At 68.8% G+C, this 22,347-nt stretch carries 27 protein-coding genes and 1 tRNA gene; 19 read left to right on the top strand and 9 right to left on the bottom strand.

What is annotated here, in order from left to right; genetic code table 11:
• Positions 1 to 18: 18 nt before the first annotated feature.
• Positions 19 to 807 (bottom strand): SDR family NAD(P)-dependent oxidoreductase, encoded by a 789-nt coding sequence (locus WBL06_RS05215; protein ID WP_424454912.1) that lies wholly within the window; start codon positions 805 to 807, stop codon positions 19 to 21.
• Positions 808 to 878: 71 nt separating this feature from the next.
• Here WBL06_RS05215 and WBL06_RS05210 point away from each other — a divergent pair, with 71 nt between their 5' ends.
• From WBL06_RS05210 to WBL06_RS05200, 3 genes are read left to right on the top strand one after another with little or no spacing between them, the layout of a single operon-like run.
• Positions 879 to 1,655, top strand: coding sequence for a hypothetical protein (locus tag WBL06_RS05210; protein ID WP_424454911.1), 777 nt, complete (start codon positions 879 to 881; stop codon positions 1,653 to 1,655).
• Positions 1,652 to 3,937, top strand: a complete 2,286-nt coding sequence (locus tag WBL06_RS05205; protein WP_424454910.1) for an SDR family oxidoreductase — start codon at positions 1,652 to 1,654, stop codon at positions 3,935 to 3,937. Before WBL06_RS05210 ends, WBL06_RS05205 begins: the two co-directional genes overlap by 4 nt.
• An 11-nt stretch (positions 3,938 to 3,948) precedes the next feature.
• Positions 3,949 to 4,797, top strand: a complete 849-nt coding sequence (locus WBL06_RS05200) for a ferritin-like domain-containing protein (protein WP_424454909.1) — start codon at positions 3,949 to 3,951, stop codon at positions 4,795 to 4,797.
• Here WBL06_RS05200 and WBL06_RS05195 read toward each other — a convergent pair.
• From WBL06_RS05195 to WBL06_RS05185, 3 genes are read right to left on the bottom strand one after another with little or no spacing between them, the layout of a single operon-like run.
• The gene (locus WBL06_RS05195; RefSeq protein WP_424454908.1) at positions 4,794 to 6,149 is read right to left on the bottom strand and encodes a diguanylate cyclase; all 1,356 of its coding nucleotides are present in this window, start codon (positions 6,147 to 6,149) and stop codon (positions 4,794 to 4,796) included. The two genes, WBL06_RS05200 and WBL06_RS05195, sit on opposite strands and share 4 nt — an antisense overlap.
• Complete coding sequence (locus tag WBL06_RS05190) at positions 6,125 to 6,532, bottom strand: hypothetical protein (protein WP_424454907.1); 408 nt, start codon at positions 6,530 to 6,532, stop codon at positions 6,125 to 6,127. Before WBL06_RS05190 ends, WBL06_RS05195 begins: the two co-directional genes overlap by 25 nt.
• Positions 6,533 to 6,545: 13 nt before the next feature.
• Positions 6,546 to 6,866, bottom strand: coding sequence for a hypothetical protein (locus WBL06_RS05185; RefSeq protein WP_424454906.1), 321 nt, complete (start codon positions 6,864 to 6,866; stop codon positions 6,546 to 6,548).
• A 108-nt stretch (positions 6,867 to 6,974) separates the two neighbouring features.
• Here WBL06_RS05185 and WBL06_RS05180 point away from each other — a divergent pair, with 108 nt between their 5' ends.
• The 4 genes from WBL06_RS05180 (at position 6,975) to WBL06_RS05165 (ending at position 9,356) form a co-directional block, all read left to right on the top strand.
• A complete protein-coding gene (locus WBL06_RS05180) occupies positions 6,975 to 7,676 on the top strand; it encodes a GAF and ANTAR domain-containing protein (protein ID WP_424454905.1) in 702 nt (233 codons plus the stop codon).
• Positions 7,673 to 8,437 (top strand): GAF and ANTAR domain-containing protein, encoded by a 765-nt coding sequence (locus WBL06_RS05175; RefSeq protein ID WP_424454904.1) that lies wholly within the window; start codon positions 7,673 to 7,675, stop codon positions 8,435 to 8,437. Before WBL06_RS05180 ends, WBL06_RS05175 begins: the two co-directional genes overlap by 4 nt.
• A 63-nt stretch (positions 8,438 to 8,500) precedes the next feature.
• On the top strand, positions 8,501 to 8,848 hold the full coding sequence (locus tag WBL06_RS05170) for a hypothetical protein (RefSeq protein WP_424454903.1): 348 nt from the start codon (positions 8,501 to 8,503) through the stop codon (positions 8,846 to 8,848).
• A 127-nt stretch (positions 8,849 to 8,975) separates the two neighbouring features.
• Positions 8,976 to 9,356 carry an ATP-dependent DNA ligase gene (locus WBL06_RS05165; RefSeq protein ID WP_424454902.1) on the top strand — a complete coding sequence of 127 codons (381 nt, stop codon included), beginning with the start codon at positions 8,976 to 8,978 and terminating at the stop codon, positions 9,354 to 9,356.
• A gap of 15 nt (positions 9,357 to 9,371) precedes the next feature.
• Here WBL06_RS05165 and WBL06_RS05160 read toward each other — a convergent pair.
• A tRNA-Arg gene (locus WBL06_RS05160) sits at positions 9,372 to 9,444 on the bottom strand.
• Between the two features lie 74 nt (positions 9,445 to 9,518).
• Positions 9,519 to 11,198 carry a thiamine pyrophosphate-binding protein gene (locus WBL06_RS05155; protein ID WP_424454901.1) on the bottom strand — a complete coding sequence of 560 codons (1,680 nt, stop codon included), beginning with the start codon at positions 11,196 to 11,198 and terminating at the stop codon, positions 9,519 to 9,521.
• Between the two features lie 103 nt (positions 11,199 to 11,301).
• Here WBL06_RS05155 and WBL06_RS05150 point away from each other — a divergent pair, with 103 nt between their 5' ends.
• The 3 genes from WBL06_RS05150 to WBL06_RS05140 are packed head-to-tail and all read left to right on the top strand — an operon-like array spanning position 11,302 to position 14,077.
• Positions 11,302 to 12,489, top strand: coding sequence for a thiolase family protein (locus WBL06_RS05150; RefSeq protein WP_424454900.1), 1,188 nt, complete (start codon positions 11,302 to 11,304; stop codon positions 12,487 to 12,489).
• Entirely contained in the window at positions 12,486 to 13,223 is a 738-nt protein-coding gene (locus tag WBL06_RS05145) for an enoyl-CoA hydratase/isomerase family protein (RefSeq protein WP_424454899.1), read from the top strand. Before WBL06_RS05150 ends, WBL06_RS05145 begins: the two co-directional genes overlap by 4 nt.
• On the top strand, positions 13,220 to 14,077 hold the full coding sequence (locus tag WBL06_RS05140; protein WP_424454898.1) for a 3-hydroxyacyl-CoA dehydrogenase family protein: 858 nt from the start codon (positions 13,220 to 13,222) through the stop codon (positions 14,075 to 14,077). The genes WBL06_RS05145 and WBL06_RS05140 overlap by 4 nt, the downstream gene beginning before the upstream one ends.
• On the opposite strand, the gene WBL06_RS05135 is transcribed toward WBL06_RS05140, so the two are convergent.
• Positions 14,068 to 14,466 carry a PaaI family thioesterase gene (locus WBL06_RS05135; protein WP_424454897.1) on the bottom strand — a complete coding sequence of 133 codons (399 nt, stop codon included), beginning with the start codon at positions 14,464 to 14,466 and terminating at the stop codon, positions 14,068 to 14,070. The two genes, WBL06_RS05140 and WBL06_RS05135, sit on opposite strands and share 10 nt — an antisense overlap.
• Positions 14,467 to 14,495: 29 nt before the next feature.
• On the opposite strand from WBL06_RS05135, the gene paaZ reads away from it, so the two are divergent.
• The 5 genes from paaZ to WBL06_RS05110 all read left to right on the top strand — a co-directional run bounded on the left by paaZ (position 14,496) and on the right by WBL06_RS05110 (position 18,675).
• Complete coding sequence (gene paaZ / locus WBL06_RS05130) at positions 14,496 to 16,565, top strand: phenylacetic acid degradation bifunctional protein PaaZ (RefSeq protein WP_424454896.1); 2,070 nt, start codon at positions 14,496 to 14,498, stop codon at positions 16,563 to 16,565.
• Positions 16,566 to 16,608: 43 nt separating this feature from the next.
• Positions 16,609 to 16,836: a ribbon-helix-helix domain-containing protein gene (locus WBL06_RS05125; protein WP_424454895.1), complete on the top strand. Its 228-nt coding sequence runs from the start codon at positions 16,609 to 16,611 to the stop codon at positions 16,834 to 16,836.
• Positions 16,817 to 17,266, top strand: a complete 450-nt coding sequence (locus WBL06_RS05120; RefSeq protein ID WP_424454894.1) for a putative toxin-antitoxin system toxin component, PIN family — start codon at positions 16,817 to 16,819, stop codon at positions 17,264 to 17,266. The genes WBL06_RS05125 and WBL06_RS05120 overlap by 20 nt, the downstream gene beginning before the upstream one ends.
• 79 nt (positions 17,267 to 17,345) lie before the next feature.
• Positions 17,346 to 17,975, top strand: a complete 630-nt coding sequence (locus tag WBL06_RS05115) for a hypothetical protein (RefSeq protein ID WP_424454893.1) — start codon at positions 17,346 to 17,348, stop codon at positions 17,973 to 17,975.
• Positions 17,968 to 18,675 carry a nucleotidyl transferase AbiEii/AbiGii toxin family protein gene (locus WBL06_RS05110; protein ID WP_424454892.1) on the top strand — a complete coding sequence of 236 codons (708 nt, stop codon included), beginning with the start codon at positions 17,968 to 17,970 and terminating at the stop codon, positions 18,673 to 18,675. The genes WBL06_RS05115 and WBL06_RS05110 overlap by 8 nt, the downstream gene beginning before the upstream one ends.
• 9 nt (positions 18,676 to 18,684) lie before the next feature.
• Here WBL06_RS05110 and WBL06_RS05105 read toward each other — a convergent pair whose 3' ends face one another.
• The gene (locus WBL06_RS05105; protein WP_424454891.1) at positions 18,685 to 19,281 is read right to left on the bottom strand and encodes a TetR/AcrR family transcriptional regulator; all 597 of its coding nucleotides are present in this window, start codon (positions 19,279 to 19,281) and stop codon (positions 18,685 to 18,687) included.
• 4 nt (positions 19,282 to 19,285) lie between these two features.
• Positions 19,286 to 19,681: a hydroxyphenylacetyl-CoA thioesterase PaaI gene (paaI, locus tag WBL06_RS05100; protein ID WP_424454890.1), complete on the bottom strand. Its 396-nt coding sequence runs from the start codon at positions 19,679 to 19,681 to the stop codon at positions 19,286 to 19,288.
• A 93-nt stretch (positions 19,682 to 19,774) separates the two neighbouring features.
• Between paaI and paaA the strand changes: the two genes are divergently transcribed.
• Genes paaA through paaD form a run of 4 tightly spaced genes read left to right on the top strand, consistent with a single transcriptional unit; the run spans position 19,775 to position 22,345 of the window.
• Positions 19,775 to 20,716: a 1,2-phenylacetyl-CoA epoxidase subunit PaaA gene (gene paaA / locus WBL06_RS05095; RefSeq protein WP_424454889.1), complete on the top strand. Its 942-nt coding sequence runs from the start codon at positions 19,775 to 19,777 to the stop codon at positions 20,714 to 20,716.
• On the top strand, positions 20,713 to 21,021 hold the full coding sequence (paaB, locus tag WBL06_RS05090) for a 1,2-phenylacetyl-CoA epoxidase subunit PaaB (protein ID WP_424454888.1): 309 nt from the start codon (positions 20,713 to 20,715) through the stop codon (positions 21,019 to 21,021). Before paaA ends, paaB begins: the two co-directional genes overlap by 4 nt.
• On the top strand, positions 21,018 to 21,851 hold the full coding sequence (paaC, locus tag WBL06_RS05085) for a 1,2-phenylacetyl-CoA epoxidase subunit PaaC (RefSeq protein WP_424454887.1): 834 nt from the start codon (positions 21,018 to 21,020) through the stop codon (positions 21,849 to 21,851). Before paaB ends, paaC begins: the two co-directional genes overlap by 4 nt.
• Entirely contained in the window at positions 21,845 to 22,345 is a 501-nt protein-coding gene (paaD, locus tag WBL06_RS05080) for a 1,2-phenylacetyl-CoA epoxidase subunit PaaD (protein WP_424454886.1), read from the top strand. Before paaC ends, paaD begins: the two co-directional genes overlap by 7 nt.
• Positions 22,346 to 22,347 lie beyond the last annotated feature (2 nt).

Below are 22,347 nucleotides of genomic sequence, written 5' to 3'. Positions count from 1 at the left end.
TCGTCTTCGGTCACGTGGTCACGGTACTACTGGACTCGACGCTGTGCGACTGGAACTGATGGCCCGGGAGATCGCCCGCACGGTCGATCTCGGCAGATGGCGCAGGATCCCCATGAGCACTTTGTACCGAACGGTCGGGATCGAGATGACCTTCCCCTTCTCGGCGTCCCGCAGCGCGATGCGCACGAGAGTGTCGGCGTCGAGCCACAGCCAATTCGGGATGCTGCTCTTTGAGATGCCCGCGCGCTCGTGGAACTCGGTGTGCACCCATCCCGGGCAGAGCGCCATCACCGTGACGCCCGTGCCGTGCAGTTCGTTCGCGAGGCTCTCGCTGAAGTTGGTCACCCAGGCCTTGATCGAGGAGTAGCCGCTCGCCATCGCTACGAACCCCGCGGTGCTCGAGACGTTGATGATGCGCCCGGCTCCCCGCTCCCGCATCGCACGAGCGGATGCCGCCCCGAGTTCGCGTACGGAGCGCACCATCACCTCGAACGCGAGGTCGTGACCGCTGGAGTCGGCATCCGAAAGTCTGCGATGCATGCCGAAGCCGGCATTGTTCACCAACACCTCGATGGGCTTCTTCGAGTCTTCCAGGCGCTTGACGACCTTGGCGGCATCCGCTCGCTTCGCCAGGTCGGCGGCCAGAATCTCGACCTCGCGACCCATGCCCCGAAGTTCATGGGCCATCTGGTCGAGGCGTTCCCGGTCGCGGGCGACGAGCACGATGTCGTAGCCCTTGGCTGCCAGGTGGCGGGCGAAGGTGGCGCCGATGCCCGCCGTGCCTCCCGTGATGAGCGCGATAGCCATGTGCTTTACGATACGGTGCGGGGCACAACGCTCCGCGCACGGGCCCTCCCACCCGTTCCGAAGGACCCGCCATGACTTTCGACATCCGTGAGTTCGCCCGCACCGCCCGGGGAAACCACCGCGGCGAACTCGACCTCGACTCGCTCACTGCCGCCGACGTCGACCCCGACGCCGCGCGCCTCATCCGCACGATGCGCGACCTCGAGCGCCACACGATGGAGCGGATGCGCAACGTGCTGGTGACCGCGACGCACAAGGATGCCCGCGTCACCGCGTTCCTCACCACCTGGGCGTTCGAGAAGTTCTGGATCGCCGACGCCCTCGACGCCGTGCTCGAGGCCACCGGCTACGACCTCACGTCACCAGCGGGCGCTCGCCGCCGGTCGCGGCTTGAGCGCGTCGAGCGTCGCGGCCCGATTGCGCGGGCCATCGTCGGCAACATCGCCGGACCGGAGCTCGTCGCGGCCCACGTGACGACCGGACTCATCGACGAATGGGTCACGACGGCCGCCTACCGCCGCCTGGGCGAGATCGCTCCCGCCCTGCGCCCGACCGCCGACCTCATCGTCGAACTCAAGGAACGCCACATCCTCTTCCTCGCCGAGGATGCCGAACGCCGCCTCACCGGGTCGGCTCGCGCCCGGCGGCTCGCGCTCAAGGAGGTCAAGCGCTCCGCGTGGCCCCTCGGTGCGATCGACCGCTCGGCCGACGATCGTTTCGCCTTCGAGACGGTCGTGTTCGGCGGAACCGAGGGCGCCGCCCGCGGCGCCGAGATCGCCGCTCAGATCGCTGCGCTTCCGGGGCTCGGTGCCGTCGCGCCCGTCGTGGCTGCGAGACTGGTTCCGTGACCCCCAAGAAGGCGACCACCGATCTCGGCAGCGCTCGCGTATTCCTCACCGGCGCCACCGGCTTCGTCGGCCAGGCCGTGCTCGAGCGACTGCTCAACGACCACCCCGGCACCACGGTCACGATCCTGGTGCGGGTCAAGGGAAGCGCGAGCGCCGAAGACCGCGTGCGCAACCTGCTCAAGAAACCCGTCTTCGCCGCCTGGCGCGACAAGGTCGGGGCCGACGGCGTCGAGGATGCCGTCAAGAACCGCATCAAGGTCGTCGAGGGCGGACTGACCTCGTCGCTGACGCTGCCGAAGGACCTCGACCTCGTCATCCACAGCGCCGCGAGCGTGTCGTTCGATGATCCCATCAACGAGTCGTTCGAAGCCAACATCGGCGGCGTCGTCAACCTCTACGAGAGCCTGCGTGCGGCGGGCGGCGACCCCCGGGTCGTGCACGTCTCCACCTGCTACGTGCAGGGGCTGCGCAAGGGCGTTGCCCCCGAGACGAGCCTCAAGCACGACATCGACTGGCGCGCCGAATACGCCTCGGCCTTCGACGCGCACCGACGCATCGAGACCGAGTCGCGCGAGCCGCACCGGCTGCGCAGCTTCATGGAGGTCGCGCAGGACGAGCACGGCAAGGAGGGTCCGCAGGCCGTCGCGAAGTGGAGCGAGCTCGCTCGGCTGGCCTGGGTACGGAACGAACTGGTGGATGCCGGCCGCACCCGCGCGCAGAGCCTCGGCTGGACCGACGTGTACACCCTGTCGAAGGCGTTCTCGGAGCGTGCCGCCGAAGAGCTGTGGGGGAACGATCACCGCCTGTCGATCGTGCGCCCAGCGATCATCGAGAGCGCCCTCAAGCATCCTTACCCCGGTTGGATCGACGGCTTCAAGGTCGCCGACCCGCTGATCATGGCCTACGGCAAGGGTCAGCTGCCCGAATTCCCCGGGCTGCCCGACAGCATCCTCGACCTCATCCCCGTCGACTACGTCGTCAACACGATCATCGCCGCCGCGGCCAACCCCGCGAAGAAGGGCGAGCCCGAGTACTTCCACGTCGCGTCGGGCGCCTCGAATCCCGTGCCGTTCCACCAGATGCACGAGAACGTGCACGAGTTCTTCGTGAAGAACCCGCTCACCGACCGCAACGGCAAGCCCATCGTCGCGCCGGTATGGAAGTTTCCCGGCCCCGACAAGGTCGAGCGCGGCATCAACCGGCTCGAGCGCCGGGTGCGCGCCGGAGAGCGGGCGCTGCGCCTGCTGCCGAAGACGAAGGGCTCCCAGGCGACGCTCGCGAAGCTGCAGAAGGGGGTCGCCGACCTGGCGACCCTGCGCAACTTCGTCTCGCTTTACCGCGTCTACGTCGAGACCGAGCTGATCTTCGACGACACCAACCTGCGGGCCCTTCACGACGCGCTGCCGGCCGAGGAGAAGGCCGACAAGGGCTTCGACATCGCGGCGATCGACTGGGACGACTACCTGCAGAACGTGCACTTCCCGGCCATCACCAAACTGACGAAGGCGTTTTCGCGGGCCCGTCAGGCCGAGCGCGCCGCCGCCCAGCCCACCCGCAAGGCCGATCTGCCCGCGCGTGGCGACGTGCTCGCGGTGTTCGACATGGAGGGCACGGTCGTCGACTCCAACATCGTGCAGCAGTACCTCTGGGTTCGTTCCGCCGGGCTTCGCAAGGCCGCGTGGCCGGGCGAGGTGCTGCGCATCCTCGGATCCGTGCCCGGCTACCTGCGCGCCGAGCGTCGCAATCGTGGTGAGTTCATCCGCTCATTTCTGCGTCGGTACGAGGGGATGCCGGTCGCCCGGCTGGAGAAGATCGTCGCAGGCGGCTACGCCGCCACGATGCGTCGGCACACCAGCCACGAGGCTCTTGAACAGATCCGCCTGCACAAGGAGGCCGGGCACCGCACCGTGCTCGTCTCGGGATCGATCGGGCTGCTCGCGAAGCCGTTCGAGAACCTCTTCGACGAGGTCGTCGCGACGACGATGCACGAACGCGACGGGGTGCTCACCGGCTACCTCACGAAGCCCCCGATCGTCGACGAATCCCGCGCCGCGTGGCTCACCCGATACGCGAAAGAGCACAACGCCGACCTCGCCGCGTCGTACGGATACGGCGACAGCCACGCCGACCTCGGCTGGCTCGAGATGCTCGGACATCCGACCGCGATCAACGCCGACCCCCAGCTGGCGAAGGAAGCCCAGCGCCGCCACTGGGCTGTGCAGCACTGGAAGCGCGGCGTTCGGTCACCGAAGCGTGCTTTGATGGACGGCAATCCCGCGTAGGAAGGCAACCCGTGGCGTTCGACATCGACAAGTACACCGCCAATTCCGAGCCGGTGACCTGGACAGACCTCGACCTCGAGGCCTTCGACGAGCACCCCCTGCCGGCGTCGAGCCTGCGGGTGCTGCGCTACATGTGCGACGTCGAGTACCACACGGTCTGCTACCTGCGCGATCTGTTGACCACTCCGTCGCACAAGGAGCCCGAGGTCGGCTCGTTCATGACGATGTGGAATCGCGAGGAGTTCTGGCACGGCGAGGCCCTCGCCGCGGTTCTCGGCAAGCACGGCATCACCGTCGATTTCGACCAGCTCAAGGCATCCCGCCTCAAGCTCGGCTGGAAAGACCGGCTCGACCCGATCAAGCAGTCGCTGCTCGGCGGGCTCGTCGGGCATGACTTCGTCGCCGTGCACATGGCGTGGGGGGCCGCCAACGAGTGGTCGGCCAACGCCGCCTACCTGCGCATGGCCCGCCAGGAGAACCACCCGGTGCTCGCCGAACTGCTCAAGCGCATCGCGGCGCAAGAGACCAAGCACGTCGCCTTCTACGCGTCCCAGGCCCGCGACCGCCTGGAGAAGAGCAAGAAGGCGCAGGTGATCGCGCGCTTCGCGTTGAGCAAGTTCTGGGCTCCCGTCGGGTCGACGATCTCCCCCGACAGCGAGGTCACCTACGTCATGGGTCACCTGTTCGCCGGTGCCGAGGGGCGCAAGCTCATTCGCAGCATCGACTCGCACATCGCGAAGCTTCCCGGCATGGAGGGGCTCACGATCGTCGAGAGCGCGCTCGACAAGCGCGGCATCTCGGCCGAGGGCGAAGGCACCCCCGACGCCGTACCGCTCTCGGAAGAGACCGTCTCGGCCTAGCTCGCCTCGGCCGTCGCGGTCTCGGCGACGCTCACCCGGTTGCGCCCGCCGTTCTTCGCCCGGTACATCTCGGCGTCGGCGATCTCCAGCAGTTCGTCGGTCGTCTTCTGGCCGTCGATGGCGCAGTGGATGACGACGCCGACGCTCGCCGAAACGGCGAAACCGGCGGGCAGCCACTCCATCGGCCTGGCTACCGCCTCCCGCAACCGCTCGGCGATTACGATCGCCTGCGCGTCGTCGGTCTCGGGGCAGAGCACGATGAACTCGTCGCCGCCGAACCGGCCGATGACATCACTGTCGCGCACGACTGCGCGAAGACGTTTCGCCACCTCCCGCAGCACGTCATCGCCCGTGGTATGGCCGAGTCGATCGTTGACAGGCTTGAATCCGTCGAGATCGAGGAACATCATCGCGACCGGCTGAGTCGTGCGCGCGCTGGCGGCCAGCGCCGAGTCGATGTGCTCGCGAAGCAGCGACCGGTTGGCGAGGCCGGTGAGCTGATCGTAGAGCGCGAGGTGCGCCAACTCTTCCTGCAAGCGGATGCGGGCAAAGGCCTGGGCGGCCTGACGACAGATCGCCTGCACCAGTTCGATGGCGGTCGGCTCGAGCTCCCGACGCTGCTCGAAGAGGGCGGCGACCACTCCGAACGGGGAGCCGTCGCGCAGCAACGGGAAGGAGGCGAGCCCCTCGAACCCGGCCTGCCGCATCGCGGCGGCGATCTCGGGGTAGCCCCCCTCTAGCTCGCCGGTATCGGCGAAGACTATCGGGGTGCCGTCACGCAACGAGTCGGGGCCCGGACGAGGATCGGCCTGGGCGTACAGGCCTTCGAGGGGGTTGGCGCCGGCGATGACCTCGAGCTCGCCTTCGGCGTCGACGGTCGCGACGCACGAGACGGTGGCCTCGAGGGCATCCCCCACCATCTGGTTGAGGGCGTCGGCGAGGTCGTGCTCGGCCTGCGCCCCAGCGAACTGCACGGATGCGTTCTGCAGCACCTGTACGCGCGCGGCCGCCGACTCGGCGAGGCGACGTTCGGCGAGCAGCTCACGTTCGTACTGGCTGCGCTCCGTGGCGTCGAAGACCGCCGATCGCACGAGGCGCGGCTGGTCGTCATCCCCGAGCACGAGTACGGAGTTCAGCAGAATCGGCAACAGGGCGCCGTCGTTCAACCGCAGACCCAGCAGAACCTCGCGGGTCTCGCCTTCGCGGTGCAGTATCGGCACGTGGCGGGTCTCGTAGAACACGCGGGTGTTCGGGTCGAGCAGGTCGACGAATCGGCGACCGACGACATCCGCTTCGTTATACCCCGTCCACTCCAGAAACCGACGATTCACTCGGGTGATTCTGTCGTCCATTCTGGTCGTGAAGTAGCCGAAGGGAGCATCGTGGTAGAGCTCCTCGAAATCTTCGCGTTCGGGCATGCGTCATCCCACCCGCAACCCGGAGGCAGCGATGACAATCGGCCAGAGCGAAGTCCCCACATGCAGATATTAGGCTCCTCAAGCACCGATGCCGCATCCGGGCAAGGGGCTTCCCCTTCAAGGGCGGCCGTACTAATCTGTGCCGTCGACAGTTCGTCGTCGGAAACTCCCTGACCGGTCAGGCTGTTCTCGATGTCTTCCGATTGCCCGGAGTCGACGACATCCTCGGTCTGTGCCGAGTTTCCGGCCTGGTCGCCGCTGGCATTGCTGTCGGCATCGAGAGCGTCGGCGCGCCCCGTGGTGTCCTGCTCGGTCATCTGCGTCGTCCTTTCAGTCCGGCAGCGCGGGGCTGATGATCGGGATCTCCGAGGTCTCGGCTGCTTTCGCCTTTCCGCCCACCGCCGGAAGGTCGGGCACCCGAAAGCGGCCCTCGAGAGCCGGGTCGGCTCCGTCGATGTCGGTGATCTCCAGGTCGTTGCTCCTGCCGATCAGCAGGGTGTGTGTGACGATATCTCCGTTGTCTTCGAGCACCGGAATTTCGATGGTGACCGAGGTGTTCATGCGTTCGACGCTCGGGACGTAGATCGCCAACGCTTCGGCCACGTTGTTGCCCGTCACGAGTACTTGGCTGCCGACGCTCAGTCGCTTCATGCACGCCACGCTAGGAGGCCCGCAGCGCCGCCACAGGGCCTTGCGTCGAACCGGACTCGGTTGTATGGCTCAGCCGCGGGGGCTAGCTTCGAACGGTGGGGGCTTTCCATGAGTGACGCATTCTCGGGTGCGATGGCGCGGCTGCGGAGCGGCGTCGGCGGCCCGCAACAACTCTCAGAGCCCTTCCTCGACGTCTTACCGGTCACCGGTGCGGCGGTCTCGACACTGGGGGATCTCCTCGGCAGCGAGACGCTGTCGGCGACCGACGATCGGGCGGCGCGTCTCGACGAGTTGCAATTCGACCTGGGCGAAGGGCCGTGCTGGGATGCGCTGCGCTCCTCGCGGCCCGTGCTCGAGCCCGACGTGAACCACCCGCAGATCTTCTGGCCGGCGTTCTCGCCCGCCCTTCGCGAGCATCAGGTCAGGTCGATCTTCGCGTTCCCGCTGCAGGTCGGGTCGCTGCGCATCGGAGCGATCGACCTGTACTCGCTCGAGCCGGTGACCCTGCACGAAACCCATGCCCGGCAGGCGACGGCGATGGCGGATGTCATCGGCCGGAAGGTGCTGCGGGATGCGCTCGCCGCGGTGGATGTCGACGAACACCCGGTGAGTGCGTACTCGCGCCGGCTCATCCACCAGGCGACCGGCATGGTGCTCGCGCAGCTCGAACTTTCGGCCGACGACGCGCGCCTCGTCATCCACGGCCACGCCTTCGCCGTCGGCACGACGATGGAGGAGGTCGCCCAGGACGTTCTCGACGGGCGGCTGTCGTTCGCGAAGGGCGACGCGGGAATCGAGGCGATCGGATGACCGAGACCCCCCGTGAAGAACGCGTGCTGCAGACGTTCGCGAAACTCGCCGATACCCTCGTCGCCGGTTACGACGTCGTCGACCTGCTGCAGATGCTCGTCGAGGTGTGCCGCGAGCTGCTCGACGCCGATGCGGCCGGCATCCTGCTCGCCGACGACTCCGGAGTGCTCGAGGTCGTGGCCTCGACCAGCGAGGCCGGCAGACTCGTCGAGATGATGCAGGTCGGCGCCGAGGCCGGGCCGGGCATCGAAAGCCTCCGCACCGGAAGGCTGGTCACCGTTCCCGTCCTTGACGGGCTCCCGACGGAGTGGTCGACGTTCCGCGACGCGGCCCTCGCGCAGGGGTATGCCTCCACCCACGCGGTGCCGCTGCGACTTCGCGAGACGACCATCGGCACGCTCAACCTCTTTCGCACGGCTCCTGGCGAACTGTCGGCCCGCGACCTCGTCACAGCCCAGGCGTTCGCCGACGTGGCGACCATCAGCATCCTGCACGAGCGGGCGATGCGCGAGAACGTCGTCGTCAGGGAGCAGCTGCAGTCGGCGCTCAACAGCCGCATCGTGATCGAACAGGCGAAGGGCGTCGTCGCCCACGGGGCGGGGGTGTCGATCGACGAGTCGTTCGACATCATCCGCGGCTACGCCCGCTCGCATCGCCTCGGCATCAGCGTTGTGGCAGCCCGGCTCGTGGCGCGAACGCTCATTTTGAACGCCGACGGCGTGGAAGTCCACCCCTGGAACGAGCGAGGATTCGAGAGCTAGAGTCATTCCGTCACCCCGGACCCCGGTGGCGCGACCGCCGCACCGACTCCGGGGACGCCTGCTATGAAACTGTTGACCGCCGGCGGAGGGTCCTACCTCACCGGCTCCGAGATCGCCGACGCGGTCGTGCGCTACGGCCTCGCGCTCGCCAGGCGTCGTGACATCGATCTCGTCGACATCCCGTTCGTGGGCGACGGTGGGGTGCGGCGCGCCCTCTTCACGATCGGCTGGCGCTACGAGGCCCGCTCCGTGACCTGCATCTCCGACGGCGAGGAGCTCGTCGAAGTCGGCACGACGTTCGCGCTCGACGCCAAGGCGCACGCCGTGTCCTGGCGACGAGCGCACGCCTTCACGCCCGAAGAGGCGGCCGCGTTGTCGTGGCCGGAGCCGGGGGGCGACCCCGCCCTGTAGCACGGAGTACGCCTCTCGACAATCTGCCCCCCAAACGGGGGGACAACGTGCCACACTTGTCCTGGCGATTCTTCCCCGGGGAGGGCGGCCTTCACGACGCGAAGGCCCGAGTGAAGGGCTGGACAGCGTGGGGACACTTCAGTACGACGGAGTTCTGGTCGAATTCGAAGACCGTCTGCTCGCGCACCTGCAGATCGTCATCGTGCAGAAGATCCGCCGCGGCGAAAGCTTCCTCATGTCGTGGCGGGACGCCGCAGAGACCGGCGACGGCCACAGCGCGATCTGGATTCACCCCGCGCAGAACCTCTACTTCAAGTTCGCCGGCAGCAAGGTGCCGAGCATCAACACCGACTGGCTCGAAGAACTCACGCTGTCGGCGAACAGCCCGCGCGGGCTGCTCGTCATGCGCGAAGGCACCAGCGTCGGGAATGCCACTGACGCCGATGTCGCCTCCGGGAGGAACATCGGGAAGCCCAATCCGGCAGCTCGCGTCAAGGCGACGACGTAGCGCCGCTTCGAAGAGTGCGCCCGGAGGGATTCGAACCCCCAACCTTCTGATCCGTAGTCAGATGCTCTATCCGTTGAGCTACGGGCGCGTGGCTGGTCGACTGTGATCTTGAGGATCGGCGGTCAACCTGACGACTATATCAGCGCTCCGGCCGGCCAGAAGTCAGCGGGCGTTGGCCCGGGCGATCTCCTCCTGGTACGGCGCGACGATGTCGCCCGAGACGCGGCAGTCGAGCACGAGGAAGCGACGGATGCCGGGATCCTCGGTTGCCCACGACGCCAACCGGTCGAGGTCGGCGAGCTCGCGCACGACGACGCCCTCGGCGCCGACGCCCGTCGCGAGCGCGGCGAAGTCGACCTCGGGGATGAGCATCGGCTCGAGAGCCAGGCCGTTGCGCCCGTACACGTTCACCTCGGCGCTATAGGCGGCGTCGTTCCAGACGACCGCGATTCCGCGGCCGGCGGCGACTCGCACGGCGCTTTCGAGATCGGCGAGCGCCATCAGCCCACCCCCGTCGCCCGTCGTCAGCACGACCGTCGCATCGGGCTGCGCGAGGGCGGCACCGGGCACCGACGGCCAGCCGAGGCCGATCGACTGGTAGGCCGTGCCCACCATGATCATGCGGTCGGGTGAGGCGACGGGCCAGTACATGTTGGCCCAGCCGATGAAGTGGCCGCCGTCGGAGACCACGACGCGGTCGTCGGGAAGCAGCTGCCCGATGCGGTGGGCGACCGCCCGGGGATCGAGGCGACCGTCGGGTGCCAGCGCGTCGCCGGTGTCGCGGCTCAACGCCGTGGCGAGGTCGATGCTGTCGCGCCACCGGCTCGGTGCTGTCGCGTGCCGGTCGAGTCGCTCGACGACAGCACGCGCGACCAGAGCAACGTCGCCCCGCACGTAGCCGGCGACATAGGGATGCGTCGCCGAGGCAGCGACATCGACCTGGAACACCTTCGTGCCGGGGGCGAAGAGCTCACCGAACCGCATGGTGAACTGGTTGAGCGACGCCCCGAAGACGACCGCGACATCCGCTTGCCGAATCAGTTCCATCGCGCCGTCGGCGCCGAACCCACCGGTGACGCCGAGATCGAACGCGCTGCGCCGGAAGATCCCCCGCGCAAGTGCGGTCGACGCCGTGACGGCGCCCACGGCATCCGCGATCTCGCTGAGCGCCCCGCCGGCATCCGCGAGCCACGCGCCGCGACCGGCGAGCAGGAACGGTCGCTGAGCGCCGGCGAGGGCCGCGGCGATGTCGTCGATCGCCCCGTCGGCGAAGGGTCCGCTCGGCGCCAACGGTTCCGGGGCATGCGGCGCAGGCAGCTGCGGAAACGGGCCGGCGTCACGACCGCCGACGTCGTAGGGGATCGCGAGCACGACCGGAACGGCGTAGACGAGGGCGTGCTCGATCGCGATGACGGTCGTGGCGGCGGCATCCGCTCGGCCCACCGTGTAGGTGCGCGCGCCGACGGCGGAGGCGATGGCGATCTGGTCGACACCCCACGGCCGCGATCCCGAGGTGGGCTCGTCGCCGACCACGAGCACGAGCGGCACCCGGGCCTGCACGGCCTCGGCGAGCGCGGTGAGGGTATTTGTGAAGCCGGCGCCGTATGTGGTCGTCGCCGCGGCGAGCCGTCCGGAGGCGCGGAAGTAGGCGTCGGCGGCGACGACTCCGCCGGCCTCGTGCCGCACCGCGGTGAAACCCGCCGACGTCGAGCGGATCAGGGCGTCGAGGAAGGCGGCATTGCCGTTTCCCATCACGCCGAACACGTGGTCGACCTGGCCGGCGAGCGCGTGCGCGACGTGCGCCGAGACGGAGTGAGCGGCGGTGCCGTCGAGGTCGGGCATGTCTTCATCTTTCACGGAACGCGGATCGGTCGCTGTAGCGCCACCCCGAGGCTATCGGTATGCTGACCGAACGGTAAGTAAGTAATTCGAAGGGCGATACGACGTGGCAGAGGCCTTTCTCGTCGGTGGCGCGCGCACCCCGGTCGGTCGCTACGGAGGCGCCCTCGCCGCGGTGCGACCCGATGACCTCGCCGCACTCGTCGTCTCCGAGGCAGTCGCTCGCGCAGGGATCGACCCCGCTGACCTCGACGAGGTCGTGCTCGGCGCCGCGAATCAGGCCGGAGAAGACAACCGAAACGTCGCCCGCATGGCGGTGCTGTTGGCCGGGCTCCCTGACGACATCCCGGCCTACACCGTGAACCGGCTCTGCGCCTCGGGCATGACGGCGATCACCCAGGCTGCCCTGTCGGTGCGGGCCGGGGATGCCGACCTCATCGTCGCCGGCGGCGTCGAGTCGATGACCCGGGCGCCGTGGGTGCAAGCCAAGCCCGAGAAGGCGTGGGGGAAACCCGGCGCGTCGTTCGACACCTCGATCGGCTGGCGGTTCGCCAACCCGCGGCTGCTCGCCCGCGACAAGGCGACGTACTCGATGTCGGAGACCGCCGAGGAGGTCGCCCGGCTCGACGGGATCAGCCGAGAGGATGCCGACGCCTTCGCGCTGCGCTCGCACCAACTTGCCGCTGCCGCCATCGACGCGGGTCGGTTCGACGCGGAGATCGTCGCGGTGTCGACGCCGGCGGGCGAGGTGACCGTCGACGAAGGGCCCCGCCGCGACACGAACCTCGAAGCCCTCGGAAGGCTGAAGCCCGTGGTCACGGGCGGAACGGTCGTCACGGCCGGCAACGCGAGCCCGCTCAACGACGGCGCCTCGGCGATCATCGTCGCGAGTGCCGCGGCCGTCGAGAAGTACGGGCTGGTCCCCCGCGCCCGCATCGTCGCGGGAGCCGCCGCCGGGCTCGCGCCCGAGATCATGGGCCTCGGGCCGGTGCCGGCGACGCAGAAGGCGCTTGCCAAGGCGGGGCTGAGCATCGACGACATCGAAACCGTCGAACTCAACGAAGCGTTTGCGACGCAGTCGCTCGCCAGCATGCGCCGCCTCGGGCTCGATCCCGCGATCGTCAACTCCGACGGCGGCGCGATCGCGCTCGGGCATCCGCTCGGGTCAAGCGGCAGCCGCCTCGTCATCACGCTGCTCGGCCGCATGGAGCGCGCCGGCACGACGCGCGGGCTCGCCACGATGTGCATCGGCGTTGGCCAAGGGCAGGCCCTCATCGTGGAGCGGGCGTCATGAGCGAGCTACGCGTCACCGCGTCAGCGGACCGCGTCGAGGTCATTCTCGACCGGCCCGAGACGCGCAATGCCATCTCGCGCGCGATGGCGGCCGAGCTGCACGCCGTCTGCGCCGACCTCGAAGCCGACCCCCGCATCCTCATCATCGCCGGCAGCCCGGAGGTGTTCGCGTCGGGTGCCGACATCGCCGAGCTGCGCGACCGCACCGCAGCCGACGCTCTCGAAGGAATCAACTCCCGGGCCTTCGACCGCATCGCGAAACTCCCGATGCCCGTCATCGCCGCGATCGACGGCTGGTGCCTCGGCGGGGGTGGCGAACTCGCCTACGCCGCCGACATCCGCATCGCCGGCGAGGGGTTGAAGATCGGCAACCCCGAGACGGGGCTCGGCATCATCGCCGCCGCCGGCGCGACCTGGCGACTGCCGGCGATCGTCGGGCCGGCGCTTGCCGCCGAACTGCTGCTCACCGGGCGCACGCTGGATGCCGCCGAGGCGCTCGCGGCCGGCCTCGTCAGTCGGGTGGTGCCCTCGGCGGAGCTGCTCGGGGCGGCCCACGAGATCGCCGACCGCATCGCCCGCAACGACCCGCTCGCCACCCGCCTCACCAAGGCGGTGCTCGCTGCACCGCGGAGCGCGCACCCGGCGATCGACGAGCAGACTCAGGCGCTGCTGTTCGATTCCCCCGAGAAACACCGGCGGATGACCGCGTTCCTTGAGGGAAAGAAGAAGTCGTGAGCGTGCCGCAGAAGGTCGGGGTACTCGGCGGCGGCCGGATGGGCGGCGGCATCGCGCATGCCTTCCTGCTCGCCGGGTCGGAGGTCGTCGTGATCGACCAGCCGCACGCGCTCGGGGCGGCCGAGGCCGGCATCCGACGGGCGGTCGCCACGAGTGTCGAACGCGGCACCGCCACCCGCTCGCGGGCGGAGCTCGACGACGGGCTGCGGGTCTCGAGCGACCGCACGGTGCTGGCCGATCGCGACCTCGTCGTCGAGGCGATCCCAGAGATCCCCGAGCTGAAGGCCGCGACTCTGCCCGAGGTCGAGGCGCTGCTCGGTGCGGACGCCGTGCTCGCGACCAACACGTCGTCGTTGTCGATCGACGACCTTGCCGCACCCCTGGCACGCCCCGAGCGCTTCCTCGGGCTGCACTTCTTCAACCCCGTGCCCGTCTCGACCCTCGTCGAGGTCGTTGCCGGCGCCGCGACCGACCCCGCGCTCGTCGAGGCTGCGGGTGACTGGGTGCGCGCGCTCGGCAAGACGCCGGTGACGGTGCGGGATGCTCCCGGCTTCGCGTCATCCCGGCTCGGGGTTGCGATCGCGCTCGAAGCGATCCGGATGCTCGAGCAGGGCGTCGCGAGTGCGGAAGACATCGACGCCGCGATGGTGCTCGGCTACAAGCACGCGACCGGTCCGTTGCGCACGACGGATGTCGTCGGCCTCGACGTGCGGCTCGGCATCGCCGAATACCTGCACGCGCAGCTCGGGGAGCGGTTCGAGCCGCCCGCGCTGCTGCGGGAGATGGTCGCGGCGGGGAAGCTCGGCCGCAAGACGGGCGAAGGGTTCTTCGTCTGGGATCGGGATCAGCCGTGAGGCTTGTCGAGGATGAGGTTCGTCAGCCGCGCCGTGCAGAGCCGCCGGCCGTCTTCATCCGTCACGACCACCTCGTGCGAGGTCATCGTGCGGCCGAGCCGGATCGCCGTCGCAACCCCGGTGACGATGCCCGACCGGGCGCTCGCGTGATGCGTGGCGTTGATGTCGACGCCCACCGCCGTGCGGCCGGGGCCGGCGTGAATGACCGCCGCCCACGACCCGAGGGCCTCGGCGAACGCCACCGACGCGCCGCCGTGCAGCAGGCCGAACGACTGGCGGTTGCCCTCGACGGGCATCGTCGCCACGACGCGCTCGGCGCTCTGCTCGAGCACCGTCACGCCCATCTTCACGTCGAGCTCGCCGAGTTCGATCGTCCACTTGTCCGTCATGTTCCGCCTTGCGTCTGAGGAGTGCCCCGATGACCACCATTCTGCCGAGCTACGTTTCTGATTCGTGGTGGACGCCCGCCGCCGGCGTCGAGACCGCCGCGGTGCGCGACGCCTCGACCGGCGAAACGGTGGCGCACGTCAGCACGGAAGGTCTCGACCTCGGCGTCGCGCTCGACCACGCCCGCACCGTCGGGCAGGCCAGCCTCGGCGCGCTGACCTTCCACCAGCGCGCCCTGCTGCTGAAGCAGCTGGCGCTCGCGCTCACCGAGCGCAAGGAGGAGCTGTACGCGATCTCGGCTCGCACGGGCGCGACGAAGACCGACTCGTGGGTCGACATCGACGGCGGCATCGGCGTGCTGTTCACCTACGCCTCGAAGGGCCGTCGCGAGCTGCCGAACACGACGGTGTACGTCGACGGACCCACCGAGGTGCTCTCGAAAGACGGGACTTTCCTCGGCCGTCACATCTACACCCGCCTGCCCGGCGTCGCCGTGCAGATCAACGCCTTCAACTTTCCGGTGTGGGGATCGCTCGAAAAGTTCGCGCCCGCGTTCCTCGCCGGCGTGCCGACCGTGGTGAAGCCTGCGACGCCGACCGGGTACCTCGCCGAGGCCTGGGTGCGCATCCTCGTCGAGTCGGGGTTGCTACCGGCCGGCACCCTGTCGCTGGTGTCGGGCAGTGTGCCGACGCTGTTCGATCACCTGCGCCTCGGCGATCTCGTCGCCTTCACCGGCTCGGCCTCCACGGCCGAGCGACTCCGCTCGCATGACTCCGTGCAGACCGGCGGCGTGCGGTTCACGAGCGAGACCGACTCGATCAACGCCTCGGTGCTCGGTCCGGATGCCGTGGCCGGCACTCCGGAGTTCGAGGCGTACGTCAAGCAACTGGTCGCCGAGATGACCTCGAAAGCCGGCCAGAAGTGCACCGCGATCCGGCGCGCGATCGTGCCCACGGCATCCGCGGACGCCGTCGTCGACGCGGTCGCCGCCCGCATCGCGGAGCGCACCGTGCTCGGCGACCCGCGCGGCGAAGGCGTCACGATGGGTCCGCTCGCGTCGCTCGAGCAGCGCGACGAGGTGCTGCGCCAGGTGGCGAAGCTCGAAGCCGCGGGCGGCGAGATCGTGCTCGGCTCGACCGACGCCCCCGAGGTGACGCACGCCGACGGGTCGTGCGGCCTCTCGCCGGAGGGTGCATTCGTCGCCCCGTTGCTGTTGCGCTTCGCGCCCGGACCCGACGCCGTCGTGCACTCGACCGAAGCCTTCGGGCCGGTCTCGTCGCTGCTCACCTACGACACCGTCGACCAGGCGGCCGACCTCATCGCGCGCGGCGGCGGGTCGCTCGTGACGAGCGTCGCGACGCACGACCCCGCCTTTGCGGTCGCCCTCGTGAACCGCGCCGCCGCGTACAACGGGCGCATCTTGCTGCTCGACCGCGACGACGCGCGCTCGTCGACCGGGCACGGTTCGCCGTTGCCGGGCCTCGTGCACGGCGGGCCCGGTCGCGCCGGCGGCGGCGAGGAGCTCGGCGGGATGCGCGCCGTGCTGCACCACATGCAGCGCACGGCGGTGCAGGGCTCGCCCGAGATGCTCACCGCCCTCACCGGCGTCTGGCACACGGGCGCCGCGTCGCAACCGGGCGGGCGGCATCCGTTCCGCAAGAGCCTCGCGGAGCTGCGCCTCGGCGACCAGGTGATCTCGCAGTCGCGCACCGTCTCGCTGCAAGACATCGAGACCTTCGCGGAGTTCACCGGCGACACCTTCTACGCGCACATGAACGAGGAGGCCGCAGCGGCGAACCCGTTCTTCCCGGGTCGCGTCGCGCACGGCTACCTGCTGGTGTCGTGGGCCGCGGGCCTCTTCGTCGACCCCGAGCCGGGGCCGGTGCTCGCCAACTACGGCCTCGAGAACCTGCGGTTCCTCACCCCCGTCTCCCCGGGCGACAGCATCCGCGTCGAGTTGACGGCGAAGCAGATCACCCCGCGCGAGACCGACGAGTATGGCGAGGTGCGATGGGATGCGGTGCTGAAGAACCAAGAGGATGCCGTGGTCGCCACCTACGACGTGCTCACCCTGGTTGCTAAGGAGCTGGAAGCGGCTTAGTCGAGGGCTCGCGCGACCTGCTCCGATTACATACACTTCTTGTATGGCCTCGCAGACCTTCAACATCTCACTCCCGCAGGAGCTCGTCGAGCAGATCGACGATCAGGCGCGGCGCGAGTTCTCGTCGCGCAGCGAGTACATCCGTCGCGCGGTCGTGAAGCAGCTACGCACCGAACAGGCACTCTCTGCCGTGTTGGATCGGGCGAATGAGAAGGGTCGCCGCCTCGGCTACGGATCCGAGCAGCAGGTGTATGACGCCATCGACCGCTGACACTCCCAGCCGGCTGGTCGTCGATTCGAACGTCTGGATCTCGGGCCTCGTCTTCGGCGGAGCACCTCGGCACGTTTTCGAGGGGATCGTGCACGACGGGGCACGTCTCGTCGTGAGCGCCGAGATCCTCACCGAAGTCCGTCGCGTCGTCGCGGTGAAGTTTCCGGGCTTCGTCGATGACGTCGAAGCCCTCATCGGGGTGATGCAAGATCACCTCGACTCCGTCTCGCTCGGTTCGATCACGATCGACGTCTGTCGCGACCCCGACGACAACCGCGTGCTCGAAACCGCGGTCCTCGGTGAGGCCGCCGCCATCGTCTCCGTGGACAAGGATCTGCTCGTTCTCGGGGAATACCAGGGCATCGCGATCACAACGCCGCGGGAGTGGCTCGCGCTCCGTCCGGCGCGGCGTCGCGAAAGGGCGACGTAGCGCCCCTGCCAGGTATTCCTGGATGCCTAGCACGGGAATACCTGTAGCATCGATCTCAGGAAATCCTGGGAGGCAAGAAGTGAAGGGCAACGAACTCGTTTGGCGCGCGCTCGCGGACGCCGCCCTGACCGGGCGCCGCGACTGGAGCAGCGTCGCCGACCTCGCGCACGCATCCGGAACTCCGGTATCCACGGCCTCGCTCGCGCTCCAGAGGATGCACGACATCGGCGCTACGGAGCGACGGCGCAACGGCGGCGTGATCGCCGTCAACCCAGAGAAGATCCTTCTCGTCCTCGCCGCATGGCGGAACCTCAAGGCCGACGAGATCGGCCGCACCACGCTCGGGGGGGCGACGATGCTCATCGAGCGTGCGAACGGCCACTACGCCCTCGGCGGGTCCAATGCCGCCATCACCTACGTCTCTGGCGCCTCCGGACGCAACACGATCGCGACCCATCCCACTCGTCTGGTCTACGTGAAGGACGAACCGCTCGCTCACGACCTGCCGGCAGGCGACGAGGTCATCATCCTGCGAATGGACAAGCGCGCGCAGCTCGACTGGTACGACGGCTACACATCACGTGCGCAGACCTACGCCGACCTGTTCGCGCTCCCCGGCTGGCAGGCAGAAGAGTTCCGGCGCGCTCTGCACCGCGTTCTGTTCCCGCCCGAGAGCCGGGGACAGAACGTGGAGGCCCTCCGTGGCTAGCCTCGTCGAAGACCCCGACGGAACGCTTCGGGCCTTGGTCGACCACCTCGGCCACGACCTCGAGCCATCCATCCTCATCGGGGGCTGGGCGACGTACCTCCGGGTCGGCGGAGAGATCAGCCACGATATCGACCTCATCATCGGCGACGACACGGTGCGCACCAAGCTGCGCGAGCGCCTCGATGAGCTGAACGCGAACTCCCATCTGCAGGGTACGAAGTGGAGCGGCGAAGTCGAGGGCGTTCACCTGGACATCTACATCCCGTACCAATCGATGCTCGGCGCTCGGCTGCGTCTCCGCGTCGAGGTGCTGGCCCGCTACGTCGAGCCGGCAGATGACGAATCGCAGCGGTGGCTCCTCCTCACGATCGAAGCGCACACGGTCTCGAAGATCGCCGCTCTGCTCGACCGCTGGTCGAGTGTGAAGGGCATCAAGGACGCCAACGAGATCCTCGCTCTCCTCCGAAAGGGAGTGGATGCCGCCGCCGCAGTGCAGGTGCTCGCCGAGGCGGCCGATGGACCCCATGGGGACTTGCCGGCCCAGATCGAAGACGCATTCAGGCTCGTCGCCGAACGCGGGTCGACGAATCGCGAGGATCGCAAGTGGCTCGATCGGCTGCGTCGCGAGTGGCTCGACCTCGCCGCTGCGGTCGTCCGTAGTGAAACATCCGGTGAACGCCCCCGGCCGACCCTGAGCTGAGTGCGCGCCCTAGCTGCGGAGGCCGTCGAGGGCGACCGCGATGACGTCGGCGGCGAGGCGGTCGACATCTTCGGAGCCGTCGGGGCGGTACCACTCGGCGATCGAGTTGATCATTCCGAAGACGAGGCGTTCGGCGATGCGCGGGTCGATGTCGGAGCGCAGCGACCCCTCGTCGCGGGCAGCAACGACGAGGGCGGTGACAGCACGGTCGAACTCGCGGCGCCGGGTGAGCGCTTGACGTTCCACCTCGGTGTTGCCGCGCAGACGCAGCAGCAGGGTCACCGAGGGCAGCTCGGCGACGAGCACGTGCACGGCGCGGTCGATCACGTGGCTGAGGCGGTCGACGGCGGATCCGGTGCGGGCGCCCTCCTCGTCGAGCACGCCTTCGAGGGCGCCGAGCGCGCGGTCGAGGGCGAGGGAGAGCAGCTCTTCCTTCGACGAGACGTGGTGGTAGATCGCGGCCTTCGACAGGCCGAGGCGTTCCGCGAGCAGACCCATCGAGGTGGCCTCGTAGCCGTACTGGTTGAACGCGGCGACCGCGATCTCGAGGATGCCGCCCTGGTCGTATCCGGGGCGACCTCGCCTGCTCTCGCCGACCGTCGTCATCCGATCAGTGTCGCATCCCCGACGGCGCCGGGCGGTCGGTCGCAATGCTGCGTCCACGGAACTCGGCGACCACATCCCCGGTCTGGTCGCGCACGGTGACGTCGTACAGACCGGTGCGGCCCGAGCGGATGCGGCGGTCGGCCGTCGCGGTGAGCAGGTCACCCTCGGTGGTCGACTTCAGGAAGGTCACGTCGGCTCCGGCTGCGACGGCCACCCGGTCGTCTTCGTTGCAGGCGATCGCGAAGGCGGTGTCGGCGAGCGCGAAGACGAGCCCGCCGTGGGTGATCGCGAATCCGTTGAGCATGTCGGCCCGGATGGGCATCTCGACGACGGCGTGCCCGGGGTCATCGACGAGCACCCGCATTCCGAGCGCTTCGGATGCGCGGTCGGTTCGCAGCATGGGCCGGAGGGGTACCGCGCCATCCATCATGTCGATATACTAACCGAACGCCCGGTAAGTATTCCAGCAACCGCCGCATCTAGGGAGGCACCGATGCCGACGCTCGAAGAGCAGCGCTTCGACGAACTGATCGCCGCCGACTCGCGCATCGAGCCCCGCGACTGGATGCCGGATGCCTACCGCAAGACGCTCGTGCGGCAGATCTCGCAGCACGCGCACTCCGAGATCATCGGCATGCAGCCCGAAGCCAACTGGATCAGCCGCGCCCCGAGCCTCAAGCGCAAGGCGATCCTCATGGCGAAGGTGCAAGACGAGGCCGGCCACGGGCTCTACCTCTACTCCGCGGCGCAGACGCTCGGCACCCCGCGCGACGAGATGTTCCAGGCGCTCGTCGACGGCAAGGCCAAGTACTCGTCGATCTTCAACTACCCGACGCTCACCTGGGCCGACATGGGCGCGATCGGCTGGCTCGTCGACGGTGCCGCGATCTGCAACCAGGTGCCGCTGTGCCGCGCGTCGTACGGCCCCTATGGTCGCGCGATGGTGCGCATCTGCAAGGAGGAGTCGTTCCACCAACGGCAGGGCTTCGAGATCCTGCTCGAGCTGATGAACGGCACCGACGCGCAGAAGGCGATGGCGCAGGATGCCGTCGACCGCTGGTACGCGCCAAGCCTCATGATGTTCGGGCCGCCGGATGGCGACTCGCCCAACTCGCAACAGTCGATGGCGTGGAACATCAAGCGCTTCAGCAACGACGACTTGCGGCAGCGCTTTGTCGACATGCTCGTGCCGCAAGCGGAGGCGCTCGGCGTCACGCTGCCCGACCCCGACCTGCGCTTCAACGACGAGACCGGCCACTACGACTACGGGCAGCTCGACTGGCACGAGTTCCACGAGGTGCTCGCCGGCCGCGGCCCGTGCAACGGCCAGCGCCTCGCCCACCGGCGCCAGGCGTTCGAAGAGGGAGCCTGGGTGCGCGAGGCCGCCGCCGCTTACGCCCGCAAGCAGGCCACGCTCGAGAAGGTCGCGTCATGACGACTCCCGGAGCGGCCGACGACCGCGAGGAATGGCCCATGTGGGAGGTCTTCGTGCGCGCCAACCGCGGCCTCTCGCACGTGCACGCCGGCTCGCTGCACGCCCCCGACGCCACGATGGCGGTCAAGAACGCCCGCGACCTGTACACCCGCCGCAATGAGGGCGTGTCGATCTGGGTCGTGCCGGCCGAGTTCATCACGACCTCCGACCCGGATGCCAAGGGCGCCTACTTCGAATCGCCCGCGGGCAAGAACTACCGGCACGCGATCTACTACACGAAGTCCGAGGGCGTGAAGCACCTGTGACTACAGCCTCTAGACAACACGGCGACCACGGCGACATCCAACTCGACGAGCTGACCCTCGACGACGAGATCGTTCGTCGTGAAGGCGTCGCGACCTCCGACATCGCGGAGTACGCGCTCTGGCTCGGCGATGACGCCCTCGTGCTCGCCCAGCAGCTCGGTTGGTGGATCTCGCGCGCCCCCGAACTCGAAGAAGACATCGCCCTGGGCAACATCGCCCTCGATCTGCTCGGGCATGCGCGCTCACTGCTGTCGTACGCGGGCAGCGCGAGCGGTCAATCCGAAGACGACCTCGCCTACTGGCGCGGCGAGCGCGACTTTCGCTCGAGCCAGCTCGCCGAGCAGCCCAACGGCGACTACGCGCACACGATTGTGCGACAACTCGCGGCGGCCGTCTACATGTACGACCTGTACTCACGCCTGCAGACCTCGACGGATGCCACCCTCGCCGCGATCGCCGCGAAAGCGGTCAAAGAAGTGGAGTACCACCGCGAGCACTGCGTCGAGTGGTTCCGCCGACTCGCGCTCGGCACCGACGAGTCGCGGCGCCGCCTCGAGGTCGCCCTCGACCACGTCTGGCCGTACGTCGGCGACCTGTTCCGCGACGAGGCGCTGCTCGACCGGCTCGAGGGCATCGCCGTGCGGCCCTCGACGCTTCTACCGGGGTTCGACGCGGTCATCGACGCCCTCGCCGACGAGACCGGCATCGTCTTCCCGGCGGCCGACACCGCCCGGGGCGGCGGACGCCGCGGCATGCACACCGAGAACCTCTCGCTGCTGCTCGCCGAGATGCAGGTGCTCGCGCGCGAGCATCCGGGGGCGACATGGTGAGCGCCGTACTCACCGACGAGCGGCGGCTCTGGGAACTCGCCGCGACCGTCGTCGACCCCGAGATCCCCGTGCTCACGATCGAAGACCTCGGCATCCTGCGCGACGTCTCGGCGACCGACGCCGGCGTGACGGTCACGATCACCCCGACCTACTCGGGCTGCCCCGCGATGGATGCCATCCGCGACGACCTGCGGGGCGTCTTCCGCCGGGAAGGCATCGAGGATGTCAACGTGCGCCTCGTGCTCTCGCCGGCCTGGACCACCGACTGGATGAGCGACGACGGCAAGCGGAAGCTCGCCCAGTACGGAATCGCCCCGCCGAGCGGCCACTCGAGCGTCACCCGCGGGCCGGTGCGGCTGACCCTTGCGACCAGATGCCCGCGCTGCGGCTCGGCCGACACCGTCGAGGTCTCGCGCTTCGGCTCGACCTCCTGCAAGGCCCTCTACGAGTGCCGGGCCTGCCTCGAGCCGTTCGACTACTTCAAGGTGCTCTGACC

It is taken from the genome of Pseudolysinimonas sp. (assembly GCF_049651805.1).
Taxonomy (GTDB): domain Bacteria; phylum Actinomycetota; class Actinomycetes; order Actinomycetales; family Microbacteriaceae; genus Pseudolysinimonas_A.
The sequence above is the reverse complement of the archived record's forward strand: the minus strand, read 5'-3'. Positions and strand labels throughout refer to the sequence as shown.